Annotated in this window: 21 protein-coding genes and 1 pseudogene; 11 read left to right on the forward strand and 11 right to left on the reverse strand. The window is 70.9% G+C overall.

All coding sequences use genetic code 11. The annotated features are described in order from the left end of the window. Nucleotides 1-24 precede the first annotated feature (24 nt). The 4 genes from F3L20_RS28875 (at nt 25) to F3L20_RS28890 (ending at nt 3,065) form a co-directional block, all read left to right on the forward strand. Nucleotides 25-1,005, forward strand: coding sequence for a ribose-phosphate diphosphokinase (locus F3L20_RS28875; protein ID WP_024886538.1), 981 nt, complete (start codon nt 25-27; stop codon nt 1,003-1,005). 206 nt (nt 1,006-1,211) lie between these two features. Then, on the forward strand, nt 1,212-1,805 hold the full coding sequence (locus F3L20_RS28880; RefSeq protein ID WP_145826922.1) for a 50S ribosomal protein L25/general stress protein Ctc: 594 nt from the start codon (nt 1,212-1,214) through the stop codon (nt 1,803-1,805). 78 nt (nt 1,806-1,883) lie between these two features. Then, nucleotides 1,884-2,492 (forward strand): aminoacyl-tRNA hydrolase, encoded by a 609-nt coding sequence (gene pth / locus F3L20_RS28885; protein ID WP_150156790.1) that lies wholly within the window; start codon nt 1,884-1,886, stop codon nt 2,490-2,492. An 87-nt stretch (nt 2,493-2,579) separates the two neighbouring features. Beyond that, the gene (locus F3L20_RS28890; RefSeq protein ID WP_145826921.1) at nt 2,580-3,065 is read left to right on the forward strand and encodes a hypothetical protein; all 486 of its coding nucleotides are present in this window, start codon (nt 2,580-2,582) and stop codon (nt 3,063-3,065) included. Between the two features lie 80 nt (nt 3,066-3,145). Here F3L20_RS28890 and ppc read toward each other — a convergent pair whose 3' ends face one another. Further along, nucleotides 3,146-5,878 (reverse strand): phosphoenolpyruvate carboxylase, encoded by a 2,733-nt coding sequence (gene ppc, locus F3L20_RS28895; protein WP_150156791.1) that lies wholly within the window; start codon nt 5,876-5,878, stop codon nt 3,146-3,148. A 291-nt stretch (nt 5,879-6,169) separates the two neighbouring features. Here ppc and F3L20_RS28900 point away from each other — a divergent pair, with 291 nt between their 5' ends. Both F3L20_RS28900 and F3L20_RS28905 read left to right on the forward strand, forming a co-directional pair. Beyond that, a complete protein-coding gene (locus F3L20_RS28900) occupies nt 6,170-7,183 on the forward strand; it encodes an acyl-CoA desaturase (RefSeq protein WP_150156792.1) in 1,014 nt (337 codons plus the stop codon). Continuing rightward, nucleotides 7,180-7,854 carry a TetR/AcrR family transcriptional regulator gene (locus tag F3L20_RS28905; protein ID WP_145826918.1) on the forward strand — a complete coding sequence of 225 codons (675 nt, stop codon included), beginning with the start codon at nt 7,180-7,182 and terminating at the stop codon, nt 7,852-7,854. The genes F3L20_RS28900 and F3L20_RS28905 overlap by 4 nt, the downstream gene beginning before the upstream one ends. A gap of 31 nt (nt 7,855-7,885) precedes the next feature. On the opposite strand, the gene F3L20_RS28910 is transcribed toward F3L20_RS28905, so the two are convergent. Both F3L20_RS28910 and F3L20_RS28915 read right to left on the reverse strand, forming a co-directional pair. After that, nucleotides 7,886-8,260 carry a VOC family protein gene (locus tag F3L20_RS28910; RefSeq protein ID WP_150156793.1) on the reverse strand — a complete coding sequence of 125 codons (375 nt, stop codon included), beginning with the start codon at nt 8,258-8,260 and terminating at the stop codon, nt 7,886-7,888. Nucleotides 8,261-8,263: 3 nt separating this feature from the next. After that, complete coding sequence (locus tag F3L20_RS28915) at nt 8,264-9,136, reverse strand: trans-aconitate 2-methyltransferase (protein ID WP_150156794.1); 873 nt, start codon at nt 9,134-9,136, stop codon at nt 8,264-8,266. A 67-nt stretch (nt 9,137-9,203) separates the two neighbouring features. Here F3L20_RS28915 and F3L20_RS28920 point away from each other — a divergent pair, with 67 nt between their 5' ends. Beyond that, on the forward strand, nt 9,204-9,701 hold the full coding sequence (locus tag F3L20_RS28920; RefSeq protein WP_150156795.1) for a MarR family winged helix-turn-helix transcriptional regulator: 498 nt from the start codon (nt 9,204-9,206) through the stop codon (nt 9,699-9,701). On the opposite strand, the gene F3L20_RS28925 is transcribed toward F3L20_RS28920, so the two are convergent. Next, a complete protein-coding gene (locus F3L20_RS28925; RefSeq protein WP_145826915.1) occupies nt 9,660-10,430 on the reverse strand; it encodes a LuxR C-terminal-related transcriptional regulator in 771 nt (256 codons plus the stop codon). The genes F3L20_RS28920 and F3L20_RS28925 overlap by 42 nt on opposite strands. Before the next feature lie 269 nt (nt 10,431-10,699). Here F3L20_RS28925 and F3L20_RS28930 point away from each other — a divergent pair, with 269 nt between their 5' ends. Both F3L20_RS28930 and F3L20_RS34965 read left to right on the forward strand, forming a co-directional pair. After that, nucleotides 10,700-11,143 (forward strand): GNAT family N-acetyltransferase, encoded by a 444-nt coding sequence (locus tag F3L20_RS28930; RefSeq protein WP_150156796.1) that lies wholly within the window; start codon nt 10,700-10,702, stop codon nt 11,141-11,143. Nucleotides 11,144-11,436: 293 nt separating this feature from the next. Then, nucleotides 11,437-11,652: a hypothetical protein gene (locus F3L20_RS34965; protein ID WP_240810778.1), complete on the forward strand. Its 216-nt coding sequence runs from the start codon at nt 11,437-11,439 to the stop codon at nt 11,650-11,652. 74 nt (nt 11,653-11,726) lie between these two features. Here the strand turns inward: F3L20_RS34965 and galK are convergent, their stop codons facing one another. From galK to galT, 3 genes are read right to left on the reverse strand one after another with little or no spacing between them, the layout of a single operon-like run. Then, a complete protein-coding gene (galK, locus tag F3L20_RS28940; protein ID WP_150156798.1) occupies nt 11,727-12,899 on the reverse strand; it encodes a galactokinase in 1,173 nt (390 codons plus the stop codon). A gap of 29 nt (nt 12,900-12,928) precedes the next feature. Further along, a complete protein-coding gene (gene galE / locus F3L20_RS28945; protein ID WP_150156799.1) occupies nt 12,929-13,891 on the reverse strand; it encodes a UDP-glucose 4-epimerase GalE in 963 nt (320 codons plus the stop codon). Next, the gene (gene galT, locus F3L20_RS28950; RefSeq protein WP_150156800.1) at nt 13,888-14,949 is read right to left on the reverse strand and encodes a galactose-1-phosphate uridylyltransferase; all 1,062 of its coding nucleotides are present in this window, start codon (nt 14,947-14,949) and stop codon (nt 13,888-13,890) included. The genes galE and galT overlap by 4 nt, the downstream gene beginning before the upstream one ends. A 175-nt stretch (nt 14,950-15,124) precedes the next feature. Here galT and F3L20_RS28955 point away from each other — a divergent pair, with 175 nt between their 5' ends. After that, entirely contained in the window at nt 15,125-16,804 is a 1,680-nt protein-coding gene (locus F3L20_RS28955) for a sodium:solute symporter family protein (protein ID WP_145826910.1), read from the forward strand. Between the two features lie 21 nt (nt 16,805-16,825). After that, nucleotides 16,826-17,137 (forward strand): hypothetical protein, encoded by a 312-nt coding sequence (locus F3L20_RS28960; protein ID WP_150156801.1) that lies wholly within the window; start codon nt 16,826-16,828, stop codon nt 17,135-17,137. Between the two features lie 340 nt (nt 17,138-17,477). Here the strand turns inward: F3L20_RS28960 and F3L20_RS28965 are convergent. The 4 genes and pseudogenes from F3L20_RS28965 to F3L20_RS28980 all read right to left on the reverse strand — a co-directional run. Then, a pseudogene (locus F3L20_RS28965) lies at nt 17,478-18,145 on the reverse strand (helix-turn-helix transcriptional regulator); the annotation flags it as partial. A gap of 245 nt (nt 18,146-18,390) precedes the next feature. After that, nucleotides 18,391-20,406: a PQQ-binding-like beta-propeller repeat protein gene (locus tag F3L20_RS28970; protein WP_150156802.1), complete on the reverse strand. Its 2,016-nt coding sequence runs from the start codon at nt 20,404-20,406 to the stop codon at nt 18,391-18,393. 67 nt (nt 20,407-20,473) lie between these two features. Next, nucleotides 20,474-22,258, reverse strand: a complete 1,785-nt coding sequence (locus F3L20_RS28975; RefSeq protein WP_150156803.1) for a PQQ-binding-like beta-propeller repeat protein — start codon at nt 22,256-22,258, stop codon at nt 20,474-20,476. Nucleotides 22,259-22,503: 245 nt separating this feature from the next. Beyond that, complete coding sequence (locus F3L20_RS28980) at nt 22,504-24,318, reverse strand: ABC-F family ATP-binding cassette domain-containing protein (RefSeq protein WP_145826905.1); 1,815 nt, start codon at nt 24,316-24,318, stop codon at nt 22,504-22,506. Nucleotides 24,319-24,360 lie beyond the last annotated feature (42 nt).

The raw sequence follows: 24,360 nt of genomic DNA on the forward strand, positions 1-24,360 counted from the left end.
AGAAACCTCTGAGGAGACAGTGCTGTGACCGGGATCAAGACGACCGGCGAGAAGAAGATGATGTTCTTCTCCGGCCGCGCCCACCCCGAGCTTGCCGAGGAGGTCGCCCAGCAGTTGGGTGTCGGGGTTGTCCCGACGAAGGCCTTCGACTTCGCGAACGGCGAGATCTATGTGCGGTATCAGGAGTCGGCCCGTGGCGCCGACTGTTTCCTGATCCAGAGCCACACGGCGCCGATCAACAAGTGGATCATGGAGCAGTTGATCATGATCGACGCGTTGAAGCGTGCGTCGGCCCGTTCCATCACGGTGATCGTGCCGTTCTACGGCTATGCCCGTCAGGACAAGAAGCACCGTGGCCGTGAGCCGATCTCGGCGCGGCTGATCGCGGACCTGATGAAGACCGCGGGTGCGGACCGGCTGCTGACGGTGGATCTGCACACGGATCAGATCCAGGGCTTCTTCGACGGCCCGGTGGACCACCTGTTCGCGCTGCCGCTGCTCGCGGACTACGTGGGTGCGAAGGTGGACCGCTCGAAGCTGACGGTGGTGTCCCCGGACGCCGGCCGGGTGCGGGTGGCGGACCGCTGGTGCGACCGGCTGGGTGCGCCGCTGGCGATCGTGCACAAGCGCCGGGACAAGGACGTGGCGAACCAGGTCACGGTGCACGAGGTCGTCGGCAAGGTGAAGGGCCGTGTCTGTGTCCTGGTGGACGACATGATCGACACGGGCGGCACGATCTGCGCGGCGGCGGACGCCCTGTTCGCGCACGGTGCCGAGGACGTGATCGTGACGGCGACGCACGGTGTGCTGTCGGGTCCGGCGGCGGACCGGCTGAAGAACTCGCGGGTGAGTGAGTTCGTGTTCACGAACACGCTGCCGACGCCGAGTGAGCTGAGCGAGAGCCTGGACAAGATCACGGTGCTGTCGATCGCTCCGACGATCGCGCGGGCGGCGCGTGAGGTGTTCCAGGACGGGTCCGTGACCAGCCTGTTCGACGAGCAGTAAGGGTTCTGCAGTCGCGCGTCCGTTCGGCTGCCGGTGATCGTTTTGGGTCCGGCCTCCTGGTCCGAGTAGACTTCTCGAGTTGCTCGGCGAGGGAGGCCGTACCGCTTCTTCTGAGGCTCGTACGGCGGTCCGTTATCGACGCGCTCTTCGTAGCAGGCCGTTCGTGGCCGGGTGACCACGTCCGTTTCTGACTTCGAGGAGTGAGTATGTCCGAGGTGAAGATCTCCGCCGCGTCGCGCACCGAGTTCGGCAAGGGTGCCGCGCGCCGTATCCGTCGTGAAGACAAGGTTCCGGGTGTCCTGTACGGGCGCGGTTCCGACCCGCTGCACCTGACCCTTCCCGGTCACGAGCTGCTGCTGGCGCTGCGTACGCCGAACGTCCTGATCGCGCTGGACATCGACGGCAAGAGCACCGAGCTGGCGATCCCGAAGTCCGTGCAGCGTGACCCGCTGAAGGGCTTCCTGGTCCACGTCGACCTGCAGCTGGTGCAGCGCGGCGAGAAGGTCCAGGTCGAGATCCCGGTGCACACCGAGGGCGAGCTGGCCCCCGGCGGCAACCTGCTGGAGCACGTCCTGTCCGCGCTTCCGGTCGAGGCCGAGGCCACCCACATCCCGGAGAGCGTGACCGTGTCGGTCGAGGGTCTGGCGGCCGGCGCCTCCGTCCTCGCCAAGGAGATCACGCTGCCGAGCGGTGTGACCCTGTCCGTGGACGACGACGCCGTGGTGCTGCAGGTCCTGGCTGCGCAGGCCGAGGAGGCCCCGGAGGGTGCCGAGGGCGACGAGGCCGCCGCCGAGGCCTGAGCCTGGTAGAGAGTCGTCGTTGGTCGGCCGCTGCTCCCGTGCGGGGGCGGCGGCCGACGCGTATGTGTGGAGGAAGGCGTGGGTGTGACGGCGGATGCGGGTGCGGCGGGTCCCTGGCTGATCGCGGGGCTGGGCAATCCGGGGCCGGGGTACGCGATGAACCGGCACAACGTGGGGTTCATGGTGGCGGACCTGCTGGCGGAGCGGATGGGCGGCCGGTTCAAGCGGGCGGCGAAGGCGCAGGCCCAGGTCGTGGAGGGCCGGGTCGGGCCGCCGGGGCCGGGGAGCCGGCGGGTGGTGCTGGTGAAGCCGATGTCGTACATGAATCTGTCGGGCGGGCCGGTGAACGCGCTGCGCGACTTCTACAAGGTGCCGGTGGACCGTGTGGTGGCGGTCCATGACGAGCTGGACATCGACTACGGGTCGCTGCGGCTGAAGCTGGGCGGCGGGGACAACGGGCACAACGGCCTGAAGTCGCTGACGGGGGCGTTCGGGCGGGAGTACCACCGGGTGCGGTTCGGGATCGGCCGGCCGCCGGGGCGGATGCAGGTGGCGGACTTCGTGCTGAAGGACTTCTCGTCGGCGGAGCGCAAGGAGCTGGACTACCTCGTGGACCGGGCGGCGGACGCGGTGGAGTGTCTGGTGACCGAGGGGCTGGAGCGGGCGCAGAGCGCGTACAACTCGTGACCTGCTGAGGGGGACTTCGCGGGACATGTCGCCCGGCGGGCCCCCGCGAGTTGACCAGCCGCGAGGTCATGGCCAAAGATCGCGGCCATGCCTTCTGGGGTCCGTTCCTCGCGCGGTGGCTCCGCGCTGCGTTTCGGCCGGTACGCGGCGATGGGCACGGTCGCCGTGCTGATCCTGATCGCCGGTGTGTGGGCGTCGTGGGGCACGGCGCAGCACGTGATGCTGACCAAGGGGCGCGAGCGCGGCACGGTGGAGGTGACGCGGTGCGCCGACGACGGCTGCTCGGGTCCGTACGCGCCGCTGTCTCCGGGGTCGCAGCCGCGCGCGAAGGTGGTGCTGGACGACTCGGTGGCGGTGGAGAAGGGCCGTACCTACACGGTGGTGCTGAAACCGGGCGGCCGGGAGGCGGTGCGGGCCGGTCCGGCGGGGATCCTGTACGCGTGGGTGCCGCTCGGGGGCGCGCTGCTGCTGGCGTCGGTGGTGGTGGCGGGCGGTCTGCTGCGGACCCGGCTCGCGTGGCTGATGGCGCTGGCGGGCGCGGGAGTGCTGACGGCGGCGTTCGTGGCGCTGTAGGCGCCGCTCGTGCGTGGAAAGGGCGGTGCCCCTGGCCTCCTTCGAGGTCAGGGGCACCGCCCTTTCGTGCGGCCGGCCCGTCAGCCGGTGTTGCGCAGGCCCGCGGCGACGCCGTTGACGGTGAGCAGCAGGGCGCGGGAGAGCAGCGGGTCGGGCTGCTGCTCCGCGGCGGCCGCGTCGCGCTGGCGCTTGAGCAGGGCCACCTGGAGGTAGGAGATCGGGTCCAGGTAGGCGTCGCGGATGGCGAAGGTCTGCTTGAGGACGGGGTCGGCGTCCAGCAGTTCCCGCTCGCCGGTGACGCGCAGCACCTCGGTGACGGTCAGCTCGTGCTCCGCCTCGATGGTGGCGAAGACGTGCTTGAGCTCGTCGGGGACGAGGGTGTCGACGTAGTGGCGGGCGATCCGCAGGTCGGTCTTGGCGAGGGTCATCTCCACGTTGGAGATGAAGTTGCGGAAGAAGTGCCACTGCTCGTACATCTCGTCGAGCACGGTGTCCAGGCCGGCCTCGCGCAGGGCCTTGAGGCCGGAGCCGACGCCGAACCAGCCGGGGACGATCTGCCGGGACTGGGTCCAGCCGAACACCCACGGGATGGCGCGCAGGCCGTCGAGCGAGACGCCCGAGCCGGGGCGACGGGAGGGCCGCGAGCCCAGGTGCAGTTCGGCGAGCTGGTCGACCGGCGTGGAGGCGAGGAAGTACGTCGGCAGGTCGGGGTCCTCGACGAAGGCCCGGTACGCGGAGTGGGCGGCGTCGGAGACGACGTCCATGGCGGCGTCCCAGCGGGCGAGGGCCTCGCCGGACTGGCGGGGCGCGGTGTGCAGCGCGGACGCCTGCAGCGTGGCGGCCACCGTCAGTTCCAGGTTCTCCCGGGCCAAGGACGGGATGAGGTACTTGTCGGAGATGACCTCGCCCTGCTCGGTGACCTTGATCTCGCCCTCCAGGGTGCCCCAGGGCTGGGCGAGGATCGCGTCGTGCGAGGGGCCGCCGCCGCGGCCCACGGTGCCGCCGCGGCCGTGGAAGAGGCGCAGGCGGACGCCGTAGCGGTGGGCGACGTCGCGCAGCCGGCGCTGGGCGCGATGGATCTCCCACTGGCTGGTGGTGATGCCGCCGAACTTGGAGGAGTCGGAGTAGCCGAGCATGACCTCCTGGACGTCGCCCCTGAGCGCGACGAGGCGCCGGTAGGACGGGTCGGAGAGCATGTCCTCGAGGATGGTGTCGGCGGCCTTGAGCTCGTCGGTGGTCTCCAGCAGCGGCACGATGCCGATCTTGGCCCAGCCGGCGTGCAGGTCGATCAGGCCGGCCTCGCGGGCGAGGACCGCGGCGGCGAAGACGTCGTCGGCGCCCTGGCACATGGAGATGATGTACGACTCGACGACCTCGGGTCCGAAGACCTCCAGGGCGCGCTTGACGGTCCGGAAGACGCCGAGGGTCTTCTCGCCGGCCGCGTCGACGGGCGCCGGGGTGGGGGCGAGCGGGCGCCGGCTGCGCAGCTCCTTGGCGAGGAGCTTGGAGCGGTAGTCGCGGGGCATGTCGGCGTAGCGCCAGGACTCCTCGCCCAGCCGGTCGAACAGCTGGCCGAGGGCGTGGTGGTGGGCGTCGGCGTGCTCGCGGACGTCCATGGTGGCGAGCTGGAGGCCGAAGGCGGCGAGGGTGCGGATGGTGCGGGCCAGGCGCCCGTCGGCGAAGAGGCCGCCGCGGTGCTCGCGCAGGGAGGCCTGGATGATCCGCAGGTCGGTGAGGAGTTCACCGGTGCCGAGGTAGTCGCGGCCGGGCTCGTGGGGGGTGCCCTTGGCGAGGCGGAGCTTGGTGTTCTCCAGCTTCTGCCGGATGCACGTGGCCTTGAGCCGGTAGGGCTCCTCGGCGTTGAGGCGCTTGTAGCGGGGGCTGATCTCGGGGAGTGCTTCGAGGTCGGCCTGCAGGGAGGTCAGCAGCTCGTCCGTCGCGCCGGTGTAGCGGATGGAGTTGGACAGGAAGCCGCGCAGCTCGTCGATCATCTCCAGGGCGTCGTTGATGCCGTGCTCGTGCTGGAGGATGAGGACGTCCCAGGTGACCTGGGGGGTGACGTTGGGGTTGCCGTCGCGGTCGCCGCCGATCCAGGTGCCGAAGGTCAGCGGGCGGGTGTCGTCCGGGAGATGGACGCCGACGCGCTCCAGCTCGGCGGTGAGGTCCTCCAGGACGTCGCCGACGGCGCCGGCGTGGAGTTCGTCGAGGTAGTAGATGGCGTTGCGGGCCTCGTCGGCGGGCTCGGGGCGCACCACGCGCAGTTCGTCGGTCTGCCAGACGAGGTCGATGTTCTCCGCGAGGCGGGTGTCCAGGCGGCGCCGGTCGGAGGCGAGCACCGGGGTCTCCAGGAGGGCGGCGATCCGGCGGAGCTTGTTGAGGACGGAGCGGCGGGCGGCCTCGGTGGGGTGCGCGGTGAAGACGGGCCGCACGTTGAGGTTGCGGACGGTCTCGCGCAGGTGCTCGGGGTCGGCGTCCTTGAGGCGGTCGGCGGTGCGGGAGAGCAGGCCGCCCTCGGCGGCGCGACGGGCCGCCAGTTCGCGTCCGCGGTGCACCTGTTCGGTGACGTTCGCCAGGTGGAAGTACGTGGAGAAGGCGCGGACCAGCTTGGCCGCCGTCTCCAGTTCGGTGCCGCGCAGCAGCTCGGCGGCGGCCTCGCCGTCCTCGCGGGTGAGGCGGCGGACCTTCTCGACGAGGTCGAGGAGCTCCGGACCCTCCTGCCGTACCAGCGTCTCCCCGAGGAGGTCGCCCAGTCGGCGGATGTCTGCACGCAGCTCGGTGCTCGTCGTGGTGGTCTGGTCGTCGGCACTGCTCACAGGTGCGGCTCCTTGCAGTGTTGAAGCTCGTCTGGAGGGAACCCGAACGAGCGTCTCGCGCGGCGTGCGCCGCTTGCGGGCCGGACGTCCGGGAAGAAATCAGAGCGGACCGCGCTGTCCGACCGACTTCCAAGGATAGGTGTCGAGCCGGACGCGCTGGCCCACGGGCTCTTGCCGCCGGGCAACGCACTGTCATACTTACGATGCCGTAGGTTACGGGACCGTAGGAAAGAGAGGCGGTTCCGGCAGTTCGGCACCTTCCCTCATTCCACATACCCCACAGGGGAACGCATGACCTCAAGCTCCGATGTGCTCGACGAAGCCCCGAAGCAGTCCCGGTCCGACGACGACGTGCCCTCCGCCACGCTGGGCGGGGAGCGGAAACGCTCCATCGAGCAGCTGACGCTGCTGCTCTTCATCGTCGTCCCCTTCCTGGCGCTGGTGGCCGCTGTGCCGCTGGCCTGGGGATGGGGGGTGAGCTGGCTGGACCTCGGTCTGCTGGTCTTCTTCTACTTCCTGGGATGCCACGGCATCACCATCGGCTTCCACCGTCACTTCACCCACGGCTCGTTCAAGGCGAAGCGGCCGCTGAAGATCGCGCTGGCGATCGCCGGCTCGATGGCGGTCGAGGGGCCGCTGGTGCGCTGGGTGGCCGATCACCGCAAGCACCACAAGTTCTCCGACGCCGAGGGCGACCCGCATTCGCCGTGGCGGTACGGGGAGACGATCCCGGCACTGATCAAGGGCCTGTGGTGGGCGCACATCGGGTGGATGTTCGACGAGGAGCAGACACCGCAGGAGAAGTACGCGCCGGACCTGATCAAGGACCGCACGCTGCGGGCGATCTCCCGCCAGTTCGTGCTGTGGACGCTGGTGTCGCTGGGGCTGCCCGCGCTGATCGGCGGCCTGGCGACCATGTCGTGGTGGGGCGCCTTCACCGGCTTCTTCTGGGGTTCACTCGTCCGGGTGGCCCTGCTGCACCACGTGACGTGGTCGATCAACTCGATCTGCCACGCGGTCGGCAAGCGTCCCTTCAAGTCGCGGGACCGTTCGGGCAACGTGTGGTGGCTCGCGGTGCTGTCGTGCGGTGAGTCCTGGCACAACCTGCACCACGCCGACCCGACGTCCGCGCGGCACGGGGTGGAGCGCTGGCAGGTCGACTCCTCGGCCCGGCTGATCCGCTGGTTCGAGCAGCTGGGATGGGCGTCCGACGTGCGGTGGCCGTCACGCTCGCGTATCGATTCGCGGCGTGTCGCCCCGGACGGCGCCGCCCGGCGCGGGAAGGAACCCGCCGAGGCGGCATGATGGTCGCCGTGGCGACCGACTCCAGCACCCCCAGCAATGACAAGCCGCGGCGTGCGCGCCGCACCCGGATGACCGGTGCGGAGCGCCGCCAGCAGCTGCTGGAGATCGGCCGCACCCTCTTCGCGGCGAAGGGGTTCGAAGGCACGTCGGTGGAGGAGATCGCGGCGAAGGCCGGGGTCTCCAAACCGGTGGTCTACGAGCATTTCGGCGGCAAGGAAGGGCTGTACGCGGTGGTCGTGGACCGCGAGATGCGGCGTCTGCTGGACATGGTGACCGGCTCGCTGACGGCCGGACATCCGCGTGAGCTGTGCGAGCAGGCCGCGTTCGCCCTGCTGGACTACATCGAGGAGTACACGGACGGGTTCCGCATCCTGGTCCGTGACTCCCCCATCCCCCAGTCGACGGGGACGTTCGCCTCGCTGATCTCGGACATCGCCACCCAGGTGGAGGACATCCTGGGCCGCGAGTTCAAGAGCCGCGGCTTCGACCCGAAGCTGGCGCCGCTGTACGCGCAGGCGCTGGTGGGGATGGTCGCCCTGACGGGCCAGTGGTGGCTGGACGTCCGCAAGCCGAAGAAGGCGGAGGTGGCGGCCCATCTGGTCAACCTCGCCTGGCACGGCCTGGACGGCCTGGAGCCGAAGCCGCGCCTGATAGGCCACCGCAAGGCCTAGGGGCCTGGCCGGCGGGCAGGCTCCGGTCCCGTCAGCCCTGTCCCGCAGGCAGGCTCTCCAGGAACTCCAGGCGGTTGCCGACCGGGTCCTCGCTGAAGAAGCGGCGGTGGCCCGGGAGCGCGTCGTCCCACGTGACCGGGGCGCCGTGGGCGGCCAGCCGGCCGGCGAACGCCTCGATGCCGGTCACCCGCAGACCGGGGTGGGCCTTGCGGGCGGGGCGGAAGTCACGCTCGACGCCCAGGTGGAGCCGTACGTCCCCGGTCTCGAACCAGCAGCCGCCGCGTGCGGCCAGGGTGGGCGGTTTCGGCACCTCGGTGAGGCCGAGGGCGCCGGCGTAGAAGGCGCGCAGAAGGTCCTCGGAGCCGGGCGGTGCGGCGAGCTGCACATGGTCGAGGGCGCTCAGCACGGGTCAGGCCCCCTTGACGGCGACGGCGAAGACACGGCGGAACGGGAACGGGGTGCCGTGCGCGGTGGCCGGGTAGGCGTCGCGCAGCGCGGAGCGGTACTCGTCGAGGAAGGCGTCCCGCGCCCCGGGTTCGTCGGCGAGGGCGGTGAGGACGGGCCGCAGGCCGGTGCCCTTGACCCAGTCGAGCACCGGGTCCTGCCCCGTCAGCAGGTGGACGTACGTGGTCTCCCAGGCGTCGACCGTGCAGCCGAGGTCCGCCAGGTGCGCCAGGTACTCCTCGGGACGCAGGACGGCGTCCTCGTGGCGCAGCACGCCGGTCAGGCGGTCCCGCCAGCGCGGGGAGGCGGCCAGGTCACGCATCAGGACGTGGCTCGAGGCATCGAAGTTGCCGGGCACCTGGAAGGCGAAGGTGCCGCCGGGCGCAAGCCCCTCGATCCACGCGCCGAACCGCCGCACGTGCCCGGGGATCCACTGCAGGGTGGCGTTGCTGACGATCAGGTCGTACGGCTCCCGCGGGGTCCAGGTGCGGACGTCGGCGTGGGCGAAGTCGAGCCGGCCGCCCCCATCGGTGGGGCCCTCGTGGTCGACGCGGGCCTTGTCGAGCATCTCGGGGGCGTTGTCGTAGCCGGTGACGCGGGCGGTGGGCCAGCGGCCGGTGAGCAGCGCGGTGACGTTGCCCGCGCCGCAGCCGAGGTCGGCGATGCGGGGCGGTGCGCCGGGCAGGCGGGGGACGCGGGCGAGCAGGTCGGTGAAGGGCCGGCTGCGGTGCCCGGCGTGACGCAGGTACTGGACGGGGTCCCAGACGGGACGGGCGGCGGCTGCGGACACGGGACCTCCCGGATCGCGGATCGGCGTACCTCCAGCGTCACCCCTCATTACTCTCGACGTCAAGACACTCGACATCAAGAGACTTCATGTCGACACAACCACTACACTGATCCTTATGGAGGACGAGGTCGATCGGCTGGTCGCAGCGTGGCGCCGGGAGCGCCCGGACCTCGACGTGGAACCGCTCGAGGTGCTGAGCCGGGTGAGCAGGCTGGCCCGGCACCTGGACCGCGCACGCCGCCTCGCCTTCACCGAGCACGGCCTGGAGTCCTGGGAGTTCGACGTCCTGACCGCGCTGCGCCGCGCGGGCACCCCGTACCAGCTCTCGCCGGGGCAGCTGCTCACGCAGACGCTCGTCACCTCGGGCACGATGACCAACCGCATCGACCGCCTCGCCAAGAAGGGTCTGGTGGAGCGGCTGCCGGACCCCAGCGACCGGCGCGGTGTGCTGGTGCGGCTGACCGGGGAGGGCCGGGACCGCGCCGATCAGGCGCTGGCCGGGCTGCTCGCCCAGGAGCGGGCGATCCTCGAAGGGCTCACCCGCACCCAGCGTGTGGAACTGGCGTCCTTGCTACGCCAGTTGACCGCCCCGTTCGACAACATTCCCGGTTAGGTCCACCGGTCCGACGCCCGCCCGGCGGGCGAGGGCCACGGCGGCCAGCGTGGAGTGCACGCCCAGTTTGCCGAGGACGTTCTGCATGTGGGTGCGCACGGTGTGCGGGGACAGGTACAGGCGCTCGGCGACCGCCTTGCGCCCCAGGCCCGCGACCATGCACCGCAGCACCTCCCGCTCCCGCGGGGTGAGCGACTCCACCAGCCGTTCGCTCTCCGTGCGGTGGCGGCGGGCCGCGGTGAGTTCCCGCAGGACGCCCGTCAGCAGGGCGGGCGGCAGATGGGTCTCGTCGCGCAGCACCCCGCGGATGACGGTGAGCAGCCGGCTCAGCGAGCAGTCCTTGGCCACCCAGCCGGAGGCGCCCGCCTGCAGGGCGAGTGCCGCACGGGCCGGGTCGTCCTTCTCGGCGAGGACCACCACCCTGACCTGGGGCTGCGCCGATCGCACCCCGGTGACCAGCGAGATGCCGTCGACCAGCCCGTCCTCGTCGACGGCCTGCACGGGCACGGCCGGACGGCCGGCCGGTGCCGTCGGGACGCCCAGGTCGGCGTCGACGAGCAGCACGTCGAACCGCCGCCCCTCGGCGGCCGCCCGCTCCAGACACCGCAGCGCCGCCGGGCCGCTGCCCGCCGCGGACACGTCGACGTCGGGCTCCGCGGCCAGCGCCGCGGCCAGTGACTCGGCGAAGATGCGATGGTCGTCGACGACCAGGACTCGAATGCGAACCACGTAACCCCCTTCCCCGTGCTCTTCCCAGAGCAGGGGACTACCCCGTCGCCGGTGGACGACACCGGCGCGGACACGGCACCGAGGCCCCCGTGGCTTTCCTCGCCGGACGCGGGACGGGCCGGCGCCTGCGCCCGGCCGCCGTGCCCGGCTGTCTCGCCCCCTGAACGCACGCCGGCCCCCACCGGCGCTGAGCATCAGGGTACGGGCGGGGGCCCGGAGCGGAAGCGGATTTGCAGAACTTGCGGCCTTGCGCGTTTAAGGTGTGCCGCATGTTTCGTCTTGAGACAGAAGTCGACAAGGCCCGACGCGATCTGCTCCACAAGCGGCTCCGGGACACCAACACGGCGGCCTCACCGGTCCTGCGCGCGCTGCGCGGCACCCCTGCCGAGCGGCAGTCGCCTTTGCACGTGTGGGCCCTGGACGCGAACGGCGAACTCGCCGGCGGCCTGGTCGGCCACACCTGGACGACCTGGCTCCACGTCACCTACCTGTGGGTCGGCGCCGCCCACCGCGGCCGGGGCCTCGGCTCCGCCGTCCTCACCGAGGCGGAACGCCTCGCCGCCACCGACCGCGCCTGCACCGCGTCCCGCGTGGAGACCTGGGACTTCCAGGCCCCGGACTTCTACCGGAAGCACGGCTACGACGTGGTCTGCGTCATCCCCGACTACCCCCCGGGCATCACGGAGTACACCCTGACGAAACAGATTGGGTGAGGCGGCTCACCGACTTCCCTCGCTAGCATGCCAGTTCCGTGATCGGGCGAGGCGGGGGGAACGAGGGAGCGGAACCGGAATCTCCGGGCACCGGGACAACGGCGTCCCGGGACACGCCTCGCGCCGCGATCAGCCTCGCGGGGGCACAAGCGGACATCCGTGCCGGCCTGGCGGCGGGAGAGTTCGAAGGGGCGCGCTTCAGCGAGACCAAGGACAACCGCGAGTTCAGCGCCTGTGCGGTGACGGCCGTGGTGTCCACGGCAGCTGAACCCGATCCGAGGGAAACCGAACGGATGGCTGACGAGCTGAAGCAGCGGGGATGGCTCCAGACGAAGTTCTCGACGAACAACGGGATACAGGTGCTCTCCCTGCGCAAGGCCCCTTGGACGCCGGACTTCATCGGCGGAACCGGTGCCCTCCCCGAGCAGGCTCAGGACTTCACCGGGCTGTCCGTCAACGCGGTCGACCGTGACTGCGCGAACCGCGTGGCAGCGAGCCTGTCTCCCTGACACCCGTCGGCGCCGGCCCGGCTGTCCGCCGGGCCGGCGCCGGACGACTTTGCCCGACGTACGCGTCGCAGCGGTTACCGCACCCGCCGTGCCCCCGCCGAAGGGACCGCCTCGAAGACGCGGGGGGTCTTGTGACCCGCCGCCGCGAAGGCTTCCTCCACCGCCTTCGTGACGGCGGGGACGTTCGCCTCCTCCGTGAGGACGATCGCCGAGCCGCCGAAGCCGCCGCCCGTCATGCGGGCGCCGAGCGCCCCGGCGGTGACCGCCGTGTCGACGACCAGGTCGAGTTCCGGGCAGGAGACGCGGAAGTCGTCGCGCAGGGAGGCGTGGCCCTCGACCAGGAGGGGGCCGATGGCGCGGGTGTCACCGGACTCCAGGAGGGAGACCACCTGCTCGACGCGGTGGTCCTCCGTCACCACGTGACGGACCAGGCGCCGCACCTCCTCCTCGTCGCCGAGCCGTTCCAGCGCCGCGTCGAGGTCCTCGTACGGCACGTCCCGCAGGGCGTCGACGCCGAGCAGCGCGGCGCCCTTCTCGCAGCCCTCACGGCGCTTGCCGTACTCGCCCTCGCTGTGACTGTGCTTGACCTGGGTGTCGACGACGAGCAGGCGCATGCCCTCGGCGGCCAGGTCGAACGGGATCTGACGCTGGGACAGGTCCCGGGTGTCGAGGAACAGGGCGTGGCCGGCCTCGCAGCAGGCGGACGCCGTCTGGTCCATGATGCCGACCGGCGCGCCGACGTAGACGTTCTCCGCGCGCTGCGAGAGGCGGGCGAGCTGCCAGCCGCGCAGCCCCAGGTCGTACAGGTCGTTCAGCGCGAGGGCGACGACGACCTCCAGGGCGGCCGACGAGGACAGGCCGGCGCCCGCCGGGACGGTGGACGCCAGGTGGACGTCCGCGCCGGTGACCGCGTGCCCCGCCTCGCGCAGCGCCCACACCACGCCCGCCGGGTAGGCGGTCCAGCGCTTGTCGGACGCGGGGACGAGGTCGTCCGGCGTGAGTTCGACGACCGGCCCGTCGATGTCGGCCGAGTGCAGCCGCAGGACGCCGTCGTCGCGCCGGGACACCGCCGCCACCGCGGTGTGCGGCAGGGCGAACGGCATGACGAAGCCGTCGTTGTAGTCGGTGTGTTCGCCGATGAGGTTGACCCGGCCGGGTGCCGCCCACACCCCGTCGGGCGCACTCCCGTACAGCTCCTCGAACCGTTCGGCGACGGCTCCCGCGACGGCCGCGCTGGACTCGCTCATGCCCGTGACCCCTGCCCCTTCGTTGCCTCTTACTTGGCGCGCTGCTGCGCGAACTCCCACGCGTCCGCGACGATCCCCACGAGGTCCGCGCGCGACGGGTTCCAGCCCAGCTTCTCGCGGGCCGCGGCGGCGGACGCCACCAGGACCGCGGGGTCGCCGCCCCGGCGCTCCGCCACGACCTCGGGGACCGGGTGCCCGGTGACCTTGCGGACGGTCTCGATCACCTCGCGGACCGAGAAGCCGTTGCCGTTGCCGAGGTTGCAGACCAGGTGCTCGCCGGGCGTGGCCGCCTTCAGCGCGAGCAGGTGGGCCTCGGCCAGGTCCGCGACGTGGATGTAGTCCCGTACGCAGGTGCCGTCGGGCGTCGGGTAGTCGTCGCCGTAGACGGAGATCGCCTCGCGCCGGCCCTGGGCGACCTGGAGCACCAGGGGGATGAGGTGCGACTCGGGGTCGTGCCGCTCGCCGTAACGCCCGTAGGCTCCGGCCACGTTGAAGTAGCGCAGGGAGACCGCGCCCAGGCCGTGGGCCTTCGCCTCGCCGGTGATCATGTGGTCGACGGCGAGCTTGGAGGCGCCGTAGGGGCTGGTGGGCCGGGTCGGGGCGGTCTCCAGGATCGGCACCTGCTCCGGCTCGCCGTACGTGGCGGCCGTGGAGGAGAACACCAGGCGGCCCACGCCCGCCTCGCGCATCGCGCCGAGCAGCGCCATGGTGCCGCCGACGTTGTTGTCCCAGTACTTCTCCGGCTTCTGCACCGACTCGCCGACCTGGGAGAAGGCGGCGAAGTGCAGCACGCCGTCGTACGAGGAGTCCAGCCATTTGGCGGCATCGCGGATGTCGCCCTCGACGAACGCGGCGCCCTCGGGGACGCCCTCACGGAAGCCGGTGGAGAGGTTGTCGAGCACGACGACCTCGTGGCCGGCCTCGACCAGATGCTGGGCGACGACGCTGCCTACGTATCCCGCGCCCCCGGTGACCAGGTACTTCCCGCTCATGAACTCGCTACCTCCCGCAGTCGCTCGGCCGCGCGCTCCGGCGGCACGTCGTTGATGAACACGTTCATGCCGGACTCGGAGCCCGCGAGGAACTTCAGCTTGCCGGACGTACGGCGGATGGTGAAAAGCTCGAGGTGCAGCGCGAAGTCGTCGCGCGTCACGCCCTCGAAGTCCTCCAGCGGGCCGAACGGCGCCTGGTGCCAGGCGGCGATGTACGGCGTCGGCGGTTCGTTCTCCCCGAAGATCCGGTCGAAGCGCCTGAGCAGCTCCAGGTACACCTGGGGGAACTCCGCGCGTGCCGCTTCGTCCAGTGCCAGCAGGTCGGGCACCCTGCGCCGGGGATACAGGTGGACCTCATAGGGCCAGTGCGCCGCGTACGGCACGAACGCCACCCAGTGTTCACCCTCCAGGACGACCCGCTCGTCCGCCCGCTCGCGCGCGACCACGGCGTCGAACAGGTTCTCGCCTCCGGTCGCCTCCTTGTGCGTGGCCACTTGGCGGAGCATCAGGGCGGTGCGGGGGGTGGTGAAGGGGTAGGCGTAGATCTGCCCGTGGGGGTGCTGGAGCGTGACGCCGATCTCGGCGCCGCGGTTCTCGAAGCAGAACACCTGTTCAACGGAGGGAAGATGCGACAGCTCGGACGTCCGGTCCGTCCAGGCGTCCAGCACCAGCCGTGCCTGCCGTTCGCTCAGAGCGGCGAAGGAGGCGTCGTGGTCGGAGGTGAAGCAGACGACCTCGCAGCGGCCGGAGTCCCCGGCGAGCGAGGGGAAGCGGTTCTCGAAGACCACCACGTCGTACGAGGAGTCGGGGATCTCGCTCAGCCGCCCGCCCTCCGACGGGCACAGCGGGCACTGGTCGGCCGGCGGGTGGTACGTCCGCCCCTGCCGGTGCGAGGCGACGGCGACGGCGTCGCCCAGCAGGGCGTCGTGCCGGATCTCGGACGTGGTGACGGTGGCGTCCAGCGGACGGCGGTCGACCGCGTCCCGGACCGTGTCGTCACCGAGGTCGTAGTAGATGAGCTCGCGGCCGTCGGCCAGCCGGGTCGAGGTCTTCTTCACTGGGGTACTCCTCCACGCCCGCCCGTCACTCAACACAATCGAACATAACACATCACAACTCACCAGCGGACGGCTCTCATCACAATCAAACAAAGAACATGTAGGAACGTGTTCAGTTCTTGAACACGGAAGCGTAGATTCCGCATCGATCAGTTCGCGAACGAAGCGAGTGCGTATGCATACCCCCACATACCTGGCCGCGGAGCTTCGGCTCCCCACCAACTGGCTGGACTACACGATCCTCGGGATCTACTTCGTCGTCGTGCTGGGCATCGGATTCGCCGCCCGCCGATCGGTCAAGACCAGCCTGGACTTCTTCCTCTCCGGGCGCTCGCTGCCCGCCTGGGTCACCGGACTGGCCTTCATCGCCGCCAACCTCGGTGCCACCGAGATCCTCGGCATGGCCGCGAACAGCGCGCAGTACGGCGTCTACACGACGCACTGGTACTGGATCGGCGCCATCCCCGCGATGGTGTTCCTCGGCCTGGTGATGATGCCGTTCTACTACGGCTCCAAGGTCCGCTCGGTCCCCGAGTTCCTGCTGATGCGCTTCGACAAGGCGGCGCACCTGCTGAGCTCGATCCTCTTCGCGGCGGCCGCCATCCTGATCGCCGGCGTCAACCTCTACGCCCTCGCGATCGTCGTGGAGGCCCTCCTCGGCTGGCCGCAGTGGGTGGCCATCGTCGTCGCCGGGGCCTTCGTCCTCGGCTACATCACCCTGGGCGGTCTGTCCTCGGCGATCTACAACGAGGTCCTGCAGTTCTTCGTCATCCTGGCGGCGCTCATCCCGATCACCGTGCTCGGCCTGAAGAGCGTCGGCGGCTGGGACGGCCTCACCGACTCCCTCACCAAGGCGCACGGCGACAACTTCGTCACCGCATGGGGCGGCACCGGCATCGGCAGCGACAACCCGCTCGGCGCCAACTGGCTCACCATCGTCCTCGGCCTCGGCTTCGTCCTCTCCTTCGGCTACTGGACGACCAACTTCGCCGAGGTGCAGCGCGCGCTGTCCGCGAAGAACCTGTCGGCGGCCCAGCGCACCCCGCTGATCGCCGCTTTCCCGAAGATCTTCATCGTCTTCCTGGTGATGATCCCCGGCCTGGTCGCCGCCGTGCTGGTCCCGAAGATCGGCACCAGCGGCTCGGACCTGCAGTACAACGACGCCATCCCGTTCCTGATGCAGCAGCTGCTGCCCAACGGCGTGCTGGGCATCGCCGTGACCGGTCTGCTGGCCGCGTTCATGGCAGGCATGGCGGCGAACGTCTCCTCGTTCAACACCGTCTTCACCTCCGACATCTGGGCGAAGTACGTGGTGACGGACCGCGAGGACTCCTACTACGTGCGCTTCGGCCGCCTGATCACCGCGATCGGCGTGGTCGCGTCCATCGGCACGGCGTTCCTGGCCAGCTCCTTCTCCAACATCATGGCCTACCTCCAGACGCTGTTCTCCTTCTTCAACGTGCCGATGTTCGTCGTCTTCATCATCGGCATGTTCTGGAAGCGCGCGTCGATGAAGTCGGGCTTCTGGGGTCTGGTCGCCGGCACCACGGCCGCGATGGTCAACTACTTCGTCATCTACGAGCAGGGCATCATCGACATCCCCTCCGACCAGGGCGCCAACTTCGTCTCCGCGATCGCGGGCTTCGTCGCGGGCGCGGTGGTCATGGTCGTGGTGTCGCTCTTCACGGCACCCAAGCCGAAGGCCGAACTGCAGGGGCTGGTGTACGGCACCCGCTCGCCCGGCATGGCGGAGCCGCCCGCGGAGGGCGACGACGCGTGGTACCGCAAGCCGGCGCTGCTGGGCTGGGGTGCGGTGATTCTGGCTGCCGCCTGCTACATCCCGTTCTCGTTCTGACCGCGGGAGGATTGAGAGAGCATGTCCGAGCACAACTCCGAGAGTGACCTCCAGAAGGAGATCACCGAGCTGGAGACCAAGTCCGCGACGGCCGCCCGGTTGTTCGACATCCGGCGGATCATCGGTGGGTTGTTCGTGCTGTACGGGGTGATCGTGATGATCGCCGGGTTCACCGCGTCGGATGCCGACATCGACAAGGCGCAGGGGGTCAACATCAACCTGTGGACGGGGCTGGGGATGCTGATCCTCGGCCTGCTGTTCCTTCTCTGGCTCTGGCTCCGTCCGACGGCGCCGCCGCCACCCCCGACCGACGAGAACACCCCCACAACCTGACGGCCCCCTCCCAACACGGGGTGTGCGGCTCCCTTCTCACGGGGGCTGCACACCCCGTACGCGTAAGCACCACCCCGTGCGCCTGGGGGTACGCCACCGGCGTCGGGAAGTCGCCCATGGCGGGGAGGGGACGGGGTGGGGGTGGGCGCCCGCAGCGGCTGGCGCGTGAACACCCCGCACCCCCCAAGCACGCTCCATCGCGCCAGACCGAGGACGACCCCCCACCCCGGCCCCGCACCACCCGCCACCCCTGGGCGCTACGCCCGCCCCCACCGCACCGCAACCCTGCGCCGCAGGCGTCCCACCCCAGCCCCACCGAGCCGCAGGCGTCAGCCGCCCGCCCCCGCGGGGACGCGCGGTCCAGGAGGCCCGTGCGGGCCGCCAGGGCCGCCGCCTCCAGCCGCGACCCCACCCGAGCTTCATCAGCACCCGCTGCACATGCGTCCGAGCCGTGGACGGCGCGATCCCCATCCCCGCCGCGATCAGCCGCGTGTCCTCCCCGTCCGCGACCCGCACCAGCACCTCCACCTCCCGAGGCGTCAGCATCTGCAACAACCGCGCCCCCTCGTCATCCGGCTGAGCCGCGGGATTCAGCAGCTCCCCGAACGCCCCCTGCAACAACGCCGGCGCCACAGCGGCCTCCCCGCCCGCGCCTTGAGCATCGCCCGCTCGACCCCCTCGATCCGCTCGTCGTGCCGGACGTACCCCGACGCCCCGGCGCGCGAACGCCGCCGCGATCCCCCGCGGCGACGGCACAGGACCCAGCACCACCACCGCCACCTGCGGCCGCTCCCGCTTGATCTTCACCACGGGATCGAACGTCCCGGCCTCCGCCGGCGCCGCCGTCCCCAGCAGACACACCTCCGGCGCCCTGCTGATCACCAGATCCGCCGCCCCCGCCGCGGGCGCCGCCGCGGCCAGCACCCTGTGCCCTCGCAGCTTCAGCGCCGAGGCCAGCGCCTCGGCGAGCAATCGGTGGTCGTCGACCACCATCAGCCGCACTCCCATCGGACAACCATCCCCCAGACCACACGCCCCCGGATGCCCCCGGAAGCTACACGCTTGTTCGACGTCGCGCTCCCCCTACCGGCGAGAATCGCCCCGGAACGCCGAAATTCTCGTCTTCGGTGGCGAAGAGCGCGGGATGAGCGGTACGCGAACGGCCCCGCCCCTGAACAGGGACGGGGCCGTTGCAGCCCACCAGGGATGCGACCGAAGCCGCCACCGCTCGACCGAAGCCGACCGGCAACCGATCAGCTCGTACCGAACGCGATCACCGAGTACTCCTTGTCACGGCTGGTGTAGTCACTCGCGAACACGGAGGACATGTACAGACCCCCCTGCCCGTAGAGGACCTCCGAGTAGTCCGGCGACATCCGCGACTCGACGTCCCGCACGGCCTCCGTCGACGGGTTCTCCATCAACACGGTCTGCTTGAAGGAGCCACCGTCGATGCTGACGACCTGCCCGCCCTTGTCGTACGGCGGACGCTTGTACGCGATCACGTTGCCGCCGTCCATCCGCAGCGGGTAGATCTCGTAGTCGTCACCGGCGTCGGCCCGCTGGCCCGTCTGCTTGCCGGTCGCCAGGTCGAAGGCCACGACCTCGTTGGTCTGGCCGTAGGAGTCCCCGCCGGTGTCGTGCTCCTCGGTCGCGATGTACAGCCGGTCGTTGCCGACCGTGACCCCCGTGCAGTTCTCGACCTTGTAGATGCCGTCGCAGCGGGCCGCGAACTCGTCGCCCGGCGCGGAGAGCCGGGCCCGCAGCTTGCCCGTCTTGTTGTCGACGGAGAAGAAGTCGGAGATGCCGCTGCCGTCACCGGCGGAGTCGCCGACGTCTGCGGCCACCACCAGGGGGTCGGTGGACACGACGGCCGCGTACTCGATGCCGCCGTCCATCTTGTACTCGGTGACGACGTCACCGGTCTTGGGGTCGACGGTCTGGATGTGCAGCTGACGGTCCTCGCCGTACGAACCGCACTTGCGGACCGCGACCAGCTTCGGACCGCCGCCGTACCCGGCGTCGTAGCAGGAGTCGGAGGTCTTCGGCGCCCACAGCTCCTTGCCGTCGGCGATGCTCCACGCGGCGCCGCCGCTGGTGCTGCCGGCCGCCACCGTTCCGCCGCTGAGCGTCACGTTGTTGAAGCTGATCGGCATGGTGCCGGACTTGGCGCTCTTGGACCACACCTGCTTGCCGGCCTCCAGGTCGATCAGCGCGACCTGGGTGCAGGACTGGGGGTTCGCCTTGGTGGGCATGGCCGGCTTGTGGACGATGGCCGTCTTGTTGTCCTCGGTGAGATGGCCGGTCGCCGCGCACACCGGACCGGGCAGGTCCAGCGTCCACTTCTTGCCGCCGGTCGCGCGGTCGTAGCCGGTGATCTCGGAGAGCCCGCTCTTGGCGTAGACCGAATCGGTCAGCCAGGACCCCGCGATGGGGATGCTGGAGGTGCCCTTGGGCACCTTCGGCGCGGGCACCTGGAACAGCACCTTGGACTTGGGGTCGGAGGGCGCCTTCTCCTTGGCCTCGCCGGACGTGCCCCCGGTGCCCTCGCCGGAGCCGCCGGTGGAGCCGTCGCCCTTACCCTTCTCCTCGCCCTTGCCGTCGCCGCCGCCGGCGGTGGTCTGCTTGTCGTCGTCCTTGCCGGACGAGGACGCGTACCAGACGCCGGTCCCCACGATCAGGGCGATGGCCACGACGGCCGCGGCGATGATGGCCACCGTGGTGTTGATCTTGCGTCCGCCCGGCTGCCCGGCCTGTGCCTGCATCGGCACGGTCGCCTGCGGATAGCCGTACCCCGGCTGCCCGTACCCGGGCTGTCCGTACCCCGGCTGCCCGTACCCGGGCTGTCCGTACGGACCCGGCTGCTGCGGCTGACCGTACGGACCCGGCTGCTGCGGCTGACCGTACGGTCCGGGCTGCTGGCCCGGGTACCCGTAACCGGCCGGCGGCTGCGGAGGCTGCGGCTGCTGCGGGTAGCCGTACCCGGGCCCCTGCGGGGGCGTCGGCGGCGCGGCGGGCGGCTGCTGGCCCGGCGCCTGCGGGTAGCCGTATCCCGGCTGGGGCGATTTGCTCAGATCCGGCCCGGCGGGCGGCTGCTGACCCGGCGTCTGCGGGGGCTGCCCCGGAGGCTGCGCGGGCGGAGCCGGCTGCCCGGACGGGGCGGGCGGCGCGGGCTGAGCGGGCTGCTGCGGCGGATCCGACGGATCCTGCGGCGGTCCGAACCCGGGCTGCTGCGGGGGCTGGTTGGGCGGCGGGGGCGGCTGGGTCATGACGTGGGCACCTCGGGGAAGGGGACGACGGGCGGCGGGAAAGTGACGTGAGCGGTACTCACGGGTCTCACTTGCCGTAGGCGAGCATCAACTTCTCCTTAGCGTCGTCATTGCCGGTCAGCCGGGTGGTGGACAGGTAGAAGCGGCCGTCGACCCAGTCGATCGCCTTGCTGAAGAAGCCGTTCTCGATGTCGGCGACGGCCTGCGGGTTCTGCATCAGCACGGCCGGCTTGTGGTTCGCGCCGGACACCGGCAGGGCCACGATCCGGCCGCCCGCGTCGTAGGACGGCTCGACGTACGCGATGAGCTTGCCGTTCTCGACCTTCATCGGGACCATCGACTCCTCCACGGGGGAGGACTGCCGCCAGAGTTCCTTGCCGGTGGCGAGGCTGACGGCGACGATCTCGTTGGCCCCGGTGGTCGCCGCGGTCGGCAGGTAGAGGGTGTCGCCCTCGGCGACGACGCCGTCGCAGCCCTGGAGCTCACGCGCGAGGATGGCCCAGCCGCAGCCGGCGTCGAACTTCTCGTCGACGGAGACCTGCGAGCGCAGCTTGCCGGCCGCGGTGAAGGCGGCGATGTTCCAGGCCTTCTTGTCGCCGTCCTCCTCCTTGGTGGCGTAGACGACGAGCGGGTTCACGGAGTACGTGCGCTCGACCCTCCAGCCCTTCTGGTACTGGTAGGTCCACTTGACCTTGCCCGTCGCCGGGTCGAGCTCACGGACCTCGTCGTGCTCGTTGGTGCCGCCGGCACCGCAGGACGCGACCTGGATCAGCCGCTCACCACCCGCGAAGGCGGCGGGGAAGCAGGGGGCGTCGCCGTACCGCTTGGAGTCGAACAGCTTCCGTCCGGTCCGCACGTCGTACGCCGTGCCGGACTGCGAGCGGCCCACCATCAGCGTGTTGCCGGTGAGGGACATCTCGATGGACAGCACGGAGTCGAACAGGGCACCGTCGGCGACCTCCTGCGTCCAGCCCTTCTCGCCGGTGTCGAGGTCGAGGAGCTGGAGCCGGTTGCACTTGGCGCTGTCGCTGCTGCTGCTCATGTAGGCGACGACGACCTTGTCGTCGGCCGTCTTCTGCGGGGTGACCGCGCAGATCTTGTGGGGGAAGCTGATGGTGTCCCAGGCGGGCTTGCCGTCGCTCACGTTGTAGGCGTAGACGTCCTTGTAGGCCGCCTTGACCGCTGTCCTGCCGGTGACCCACAGGCCGGGGGCGTCGGCGCCGGAACCGGGCGCGTCGGGCGCCTCCTTGTACCAGAGCACCTTGGACTCACCGGCCTGGCGGCCCTCGTTGAGGTCCTCGGGGTCCTCGCCGCCGTCGCCGCTGCCGTCGCCGGGGTTGACCGGGGCGCCGTCGGACTTGCCGGGCTTGGGGTCCTCGGTCGGCCCGGCGACCGGCTCGTCCTTCTTGTCGTCGCCGCCGGAGACGGCCCACACGGTGCCGCCGACGACGAGCGCCACCGCGACCGCCGCGGCGACGATCAGCAGGGGCTTGCCCTTGAAGGGGTTGCGGGAGCCGCCGCCGGGCGGGGTGCCGGGCGCGCCGGGGAACTGCGGCTGCTGCGGGTGGCCGTAGCCGGGCGCGCCGTACGGTCCGGGCTGCTGCGGCTGGCCGTAGGGTCCCGGCTGTCCGTACGGTCCGGGCTGCTGCCCCGGGTAGCCGTAACCGGCGGGCGGCTGCTGCGGGTAGCCGTACCCGGGCTGCGGCGCACCGGACGGCGGACCCTGCGGGGGCGGCGGCGTCGACGGCGCGCCCTGCGGCGGGGTCTGCGGCGGTCCGAAGCCACCGCCCGGCGGCGGATCCTGCGGCGGTCCGAAGCCGCCCTGAGGCGGCTGGTTGGGCGGCTGAGTCATCAGCGCGTTCCCCCTTACTCACTGATTTTTAGCCACGCCCTGAGGTACGTGATGACCCAGAGTCGTCGTCGGTCACTTACCAGACGGCTCTTTCTATCACCCGGTACCGACACGCCACGGGGCCGCGTCCTCCCCTGTTCCCAAGGGAGGACCGGCCTGTGATGCGCCCGTTACGTGCCTTCACGCCCTCTTCACGCGCCGCGCGCTCCCCACGCGCGGGCGCGCGGCGCGAGCCTCGCGCCGGGTCAGGCGTCCTCGGCCAGTTCCAGCCAGCGCAGCTCCAGTTCGTCGCGCTGGCCTGCCAGGTCCCGCAGTTCGGCGTCCAGTTCGGCCACCTTCGCGAAGTCCGTCGCGTTCTCGGCGATGGCGGCGTGCAGGGTGGCCTCCCTGGCCGAGACCTTGTCCAGCTGGCGCTCGATGCGCTGCAGTTCCTTCTTGGCGGCGCGCTGGTCGGCGGCGCTCTTCTCGGGCGCCTCGGACCGGGTCGCCGCCGCGGCCGGGACGGAGGAGGCCGCGGCGGCCTCCTCCATGCGCTTGCGCCGCTCCAGGTACTCGTCGATGCCGCGCGGCAGCATCCGCAGGGTGCCGTCGCCGAGCAGGGCGAACACCCGGTCGGTGGTGCGCTCGACGAAGAACCGGTCGTGCGAGATGACGATCATGGAGCCGGGCCAGCCGTCGAGGAGGTCCTCGAGCTGGGTGAGGGTCTCGATGTCGAGGTCGTTGGTGGGCTCGTCGAGGAAGAGCACGTTGGGCTCGTCCATGAGCAGCCGCAGCAGCTGGAGCCGGCGGCGCTCACCGCCGGACAGGTCGCCGACCGGCGTCCACTGCTTCTCCTTGTTGAAGCCGAAGGTCTCGCAGAGCTGACCGGCGGTCATCTCCCGGCCCTTGCCGAGGTCGACCCGCTCGCGCACCTGCTGCACGGCCTGCAGCACCCGCAGCTCGGGGTCGAGTTCGGCGACCTCCTGGGAGAGGTAGGCCAGCTTGACCGTCCTGCCCACGCGGACGCTGCCCGCCGCGGGCTGCACCTCGCCCTCGCTGCGGGCGGCCTCGGCGAGCGCGCGGAGCAGGGACGTCTTGCCGGCGCCGTTCACCCCGACCAGGCCGATGCGGTCGCCGGGGCCGAGCTGCCAGGTCACGTGCTTCAGCAGCACCTTCGGCCCGGCCTGGACGGTGACGTCCTCCAGGTCGAACACCGTCTTGCCCAGCCGCGAGGAGGCGAACTTCATCAGCTCGCTGCTGTCACGGGGCGGCGGCACGTCCGCGATCAGCTCGTTGGCCGCCTCGACGCGGAAGCGCGGCTTGGAGGTGCGGGCGGGGGCGCCGCGCCGCAGCCAGGCCAGTTCCTTGCGGACCAGGTTCTGCCGCTTGGCCTCCTCGGTGGCCGCGATGCGCTCGCGCTCCGCGCGGGCGAAGACGTAGTCGGAGTAGCCGCCCTCGTACTCGTGGACGACGCCGCGCTGCACGTCCCACATGCGGGTGCAGACCTGGTCGAGGAACCACCGGTCGTGGGTGACGCAGACGAGCGCGGACCGGCGGTTGCGCAGGTGCTCGGCGAGCCAGGCGATGCCCTCGACGTCGAGGTGGTTGGTCGGCTCGTCGAGGACGATCAGGTCCTGCTCCTCGATGAGCAGCTTGGCGAGCGCGATCCGGCGGCGCTCACCGCCGGACAGCGGCCCGATGACGGTGTCCAGGCCCTTGGGGAAGCCGGGCAGGTCGAGCCCGCCGAACAGCCCGGTGAGCACGTCCCGCACCTTGGCGTTCCCGGCCCACTCGTGGTCGGCCATGTCGCCGATGACCTCGTGCCGGACGGTGGCCTCGGGGTCGAGCGAGTCGTGCTGGGTGAGCACGCCGAGCCGCAGCCCGCCGGAGTGCGTCACGCGCCCGCCGTCCGTCTCCTCCAGCCGGGCCAGCATGCGGATCAGCGTGGTCTTGCCGTCCCCGTTGCGCCCCACGACCCCGATCCGGTCCCCTTCCGAGACGCCGAGCGAAATCCCGTCCAGCAGCGCACGCGTCCCGTACACCTTGCTGACGTTCTCGACATTGACCAGATTGACGGCCATTTCTCTCCTGCCCGGTGGATCGATCAGTCTTCAAGCGTAGGC

The sequence above is a fragment of the Streptomyces tendae genome, from assembly GCF_008632955.1.
Lineage (GTDB): Bacteria > Actinomycetota > Actinomycetes > Streptomycetales > Streptomycetaceae > Streptomyces.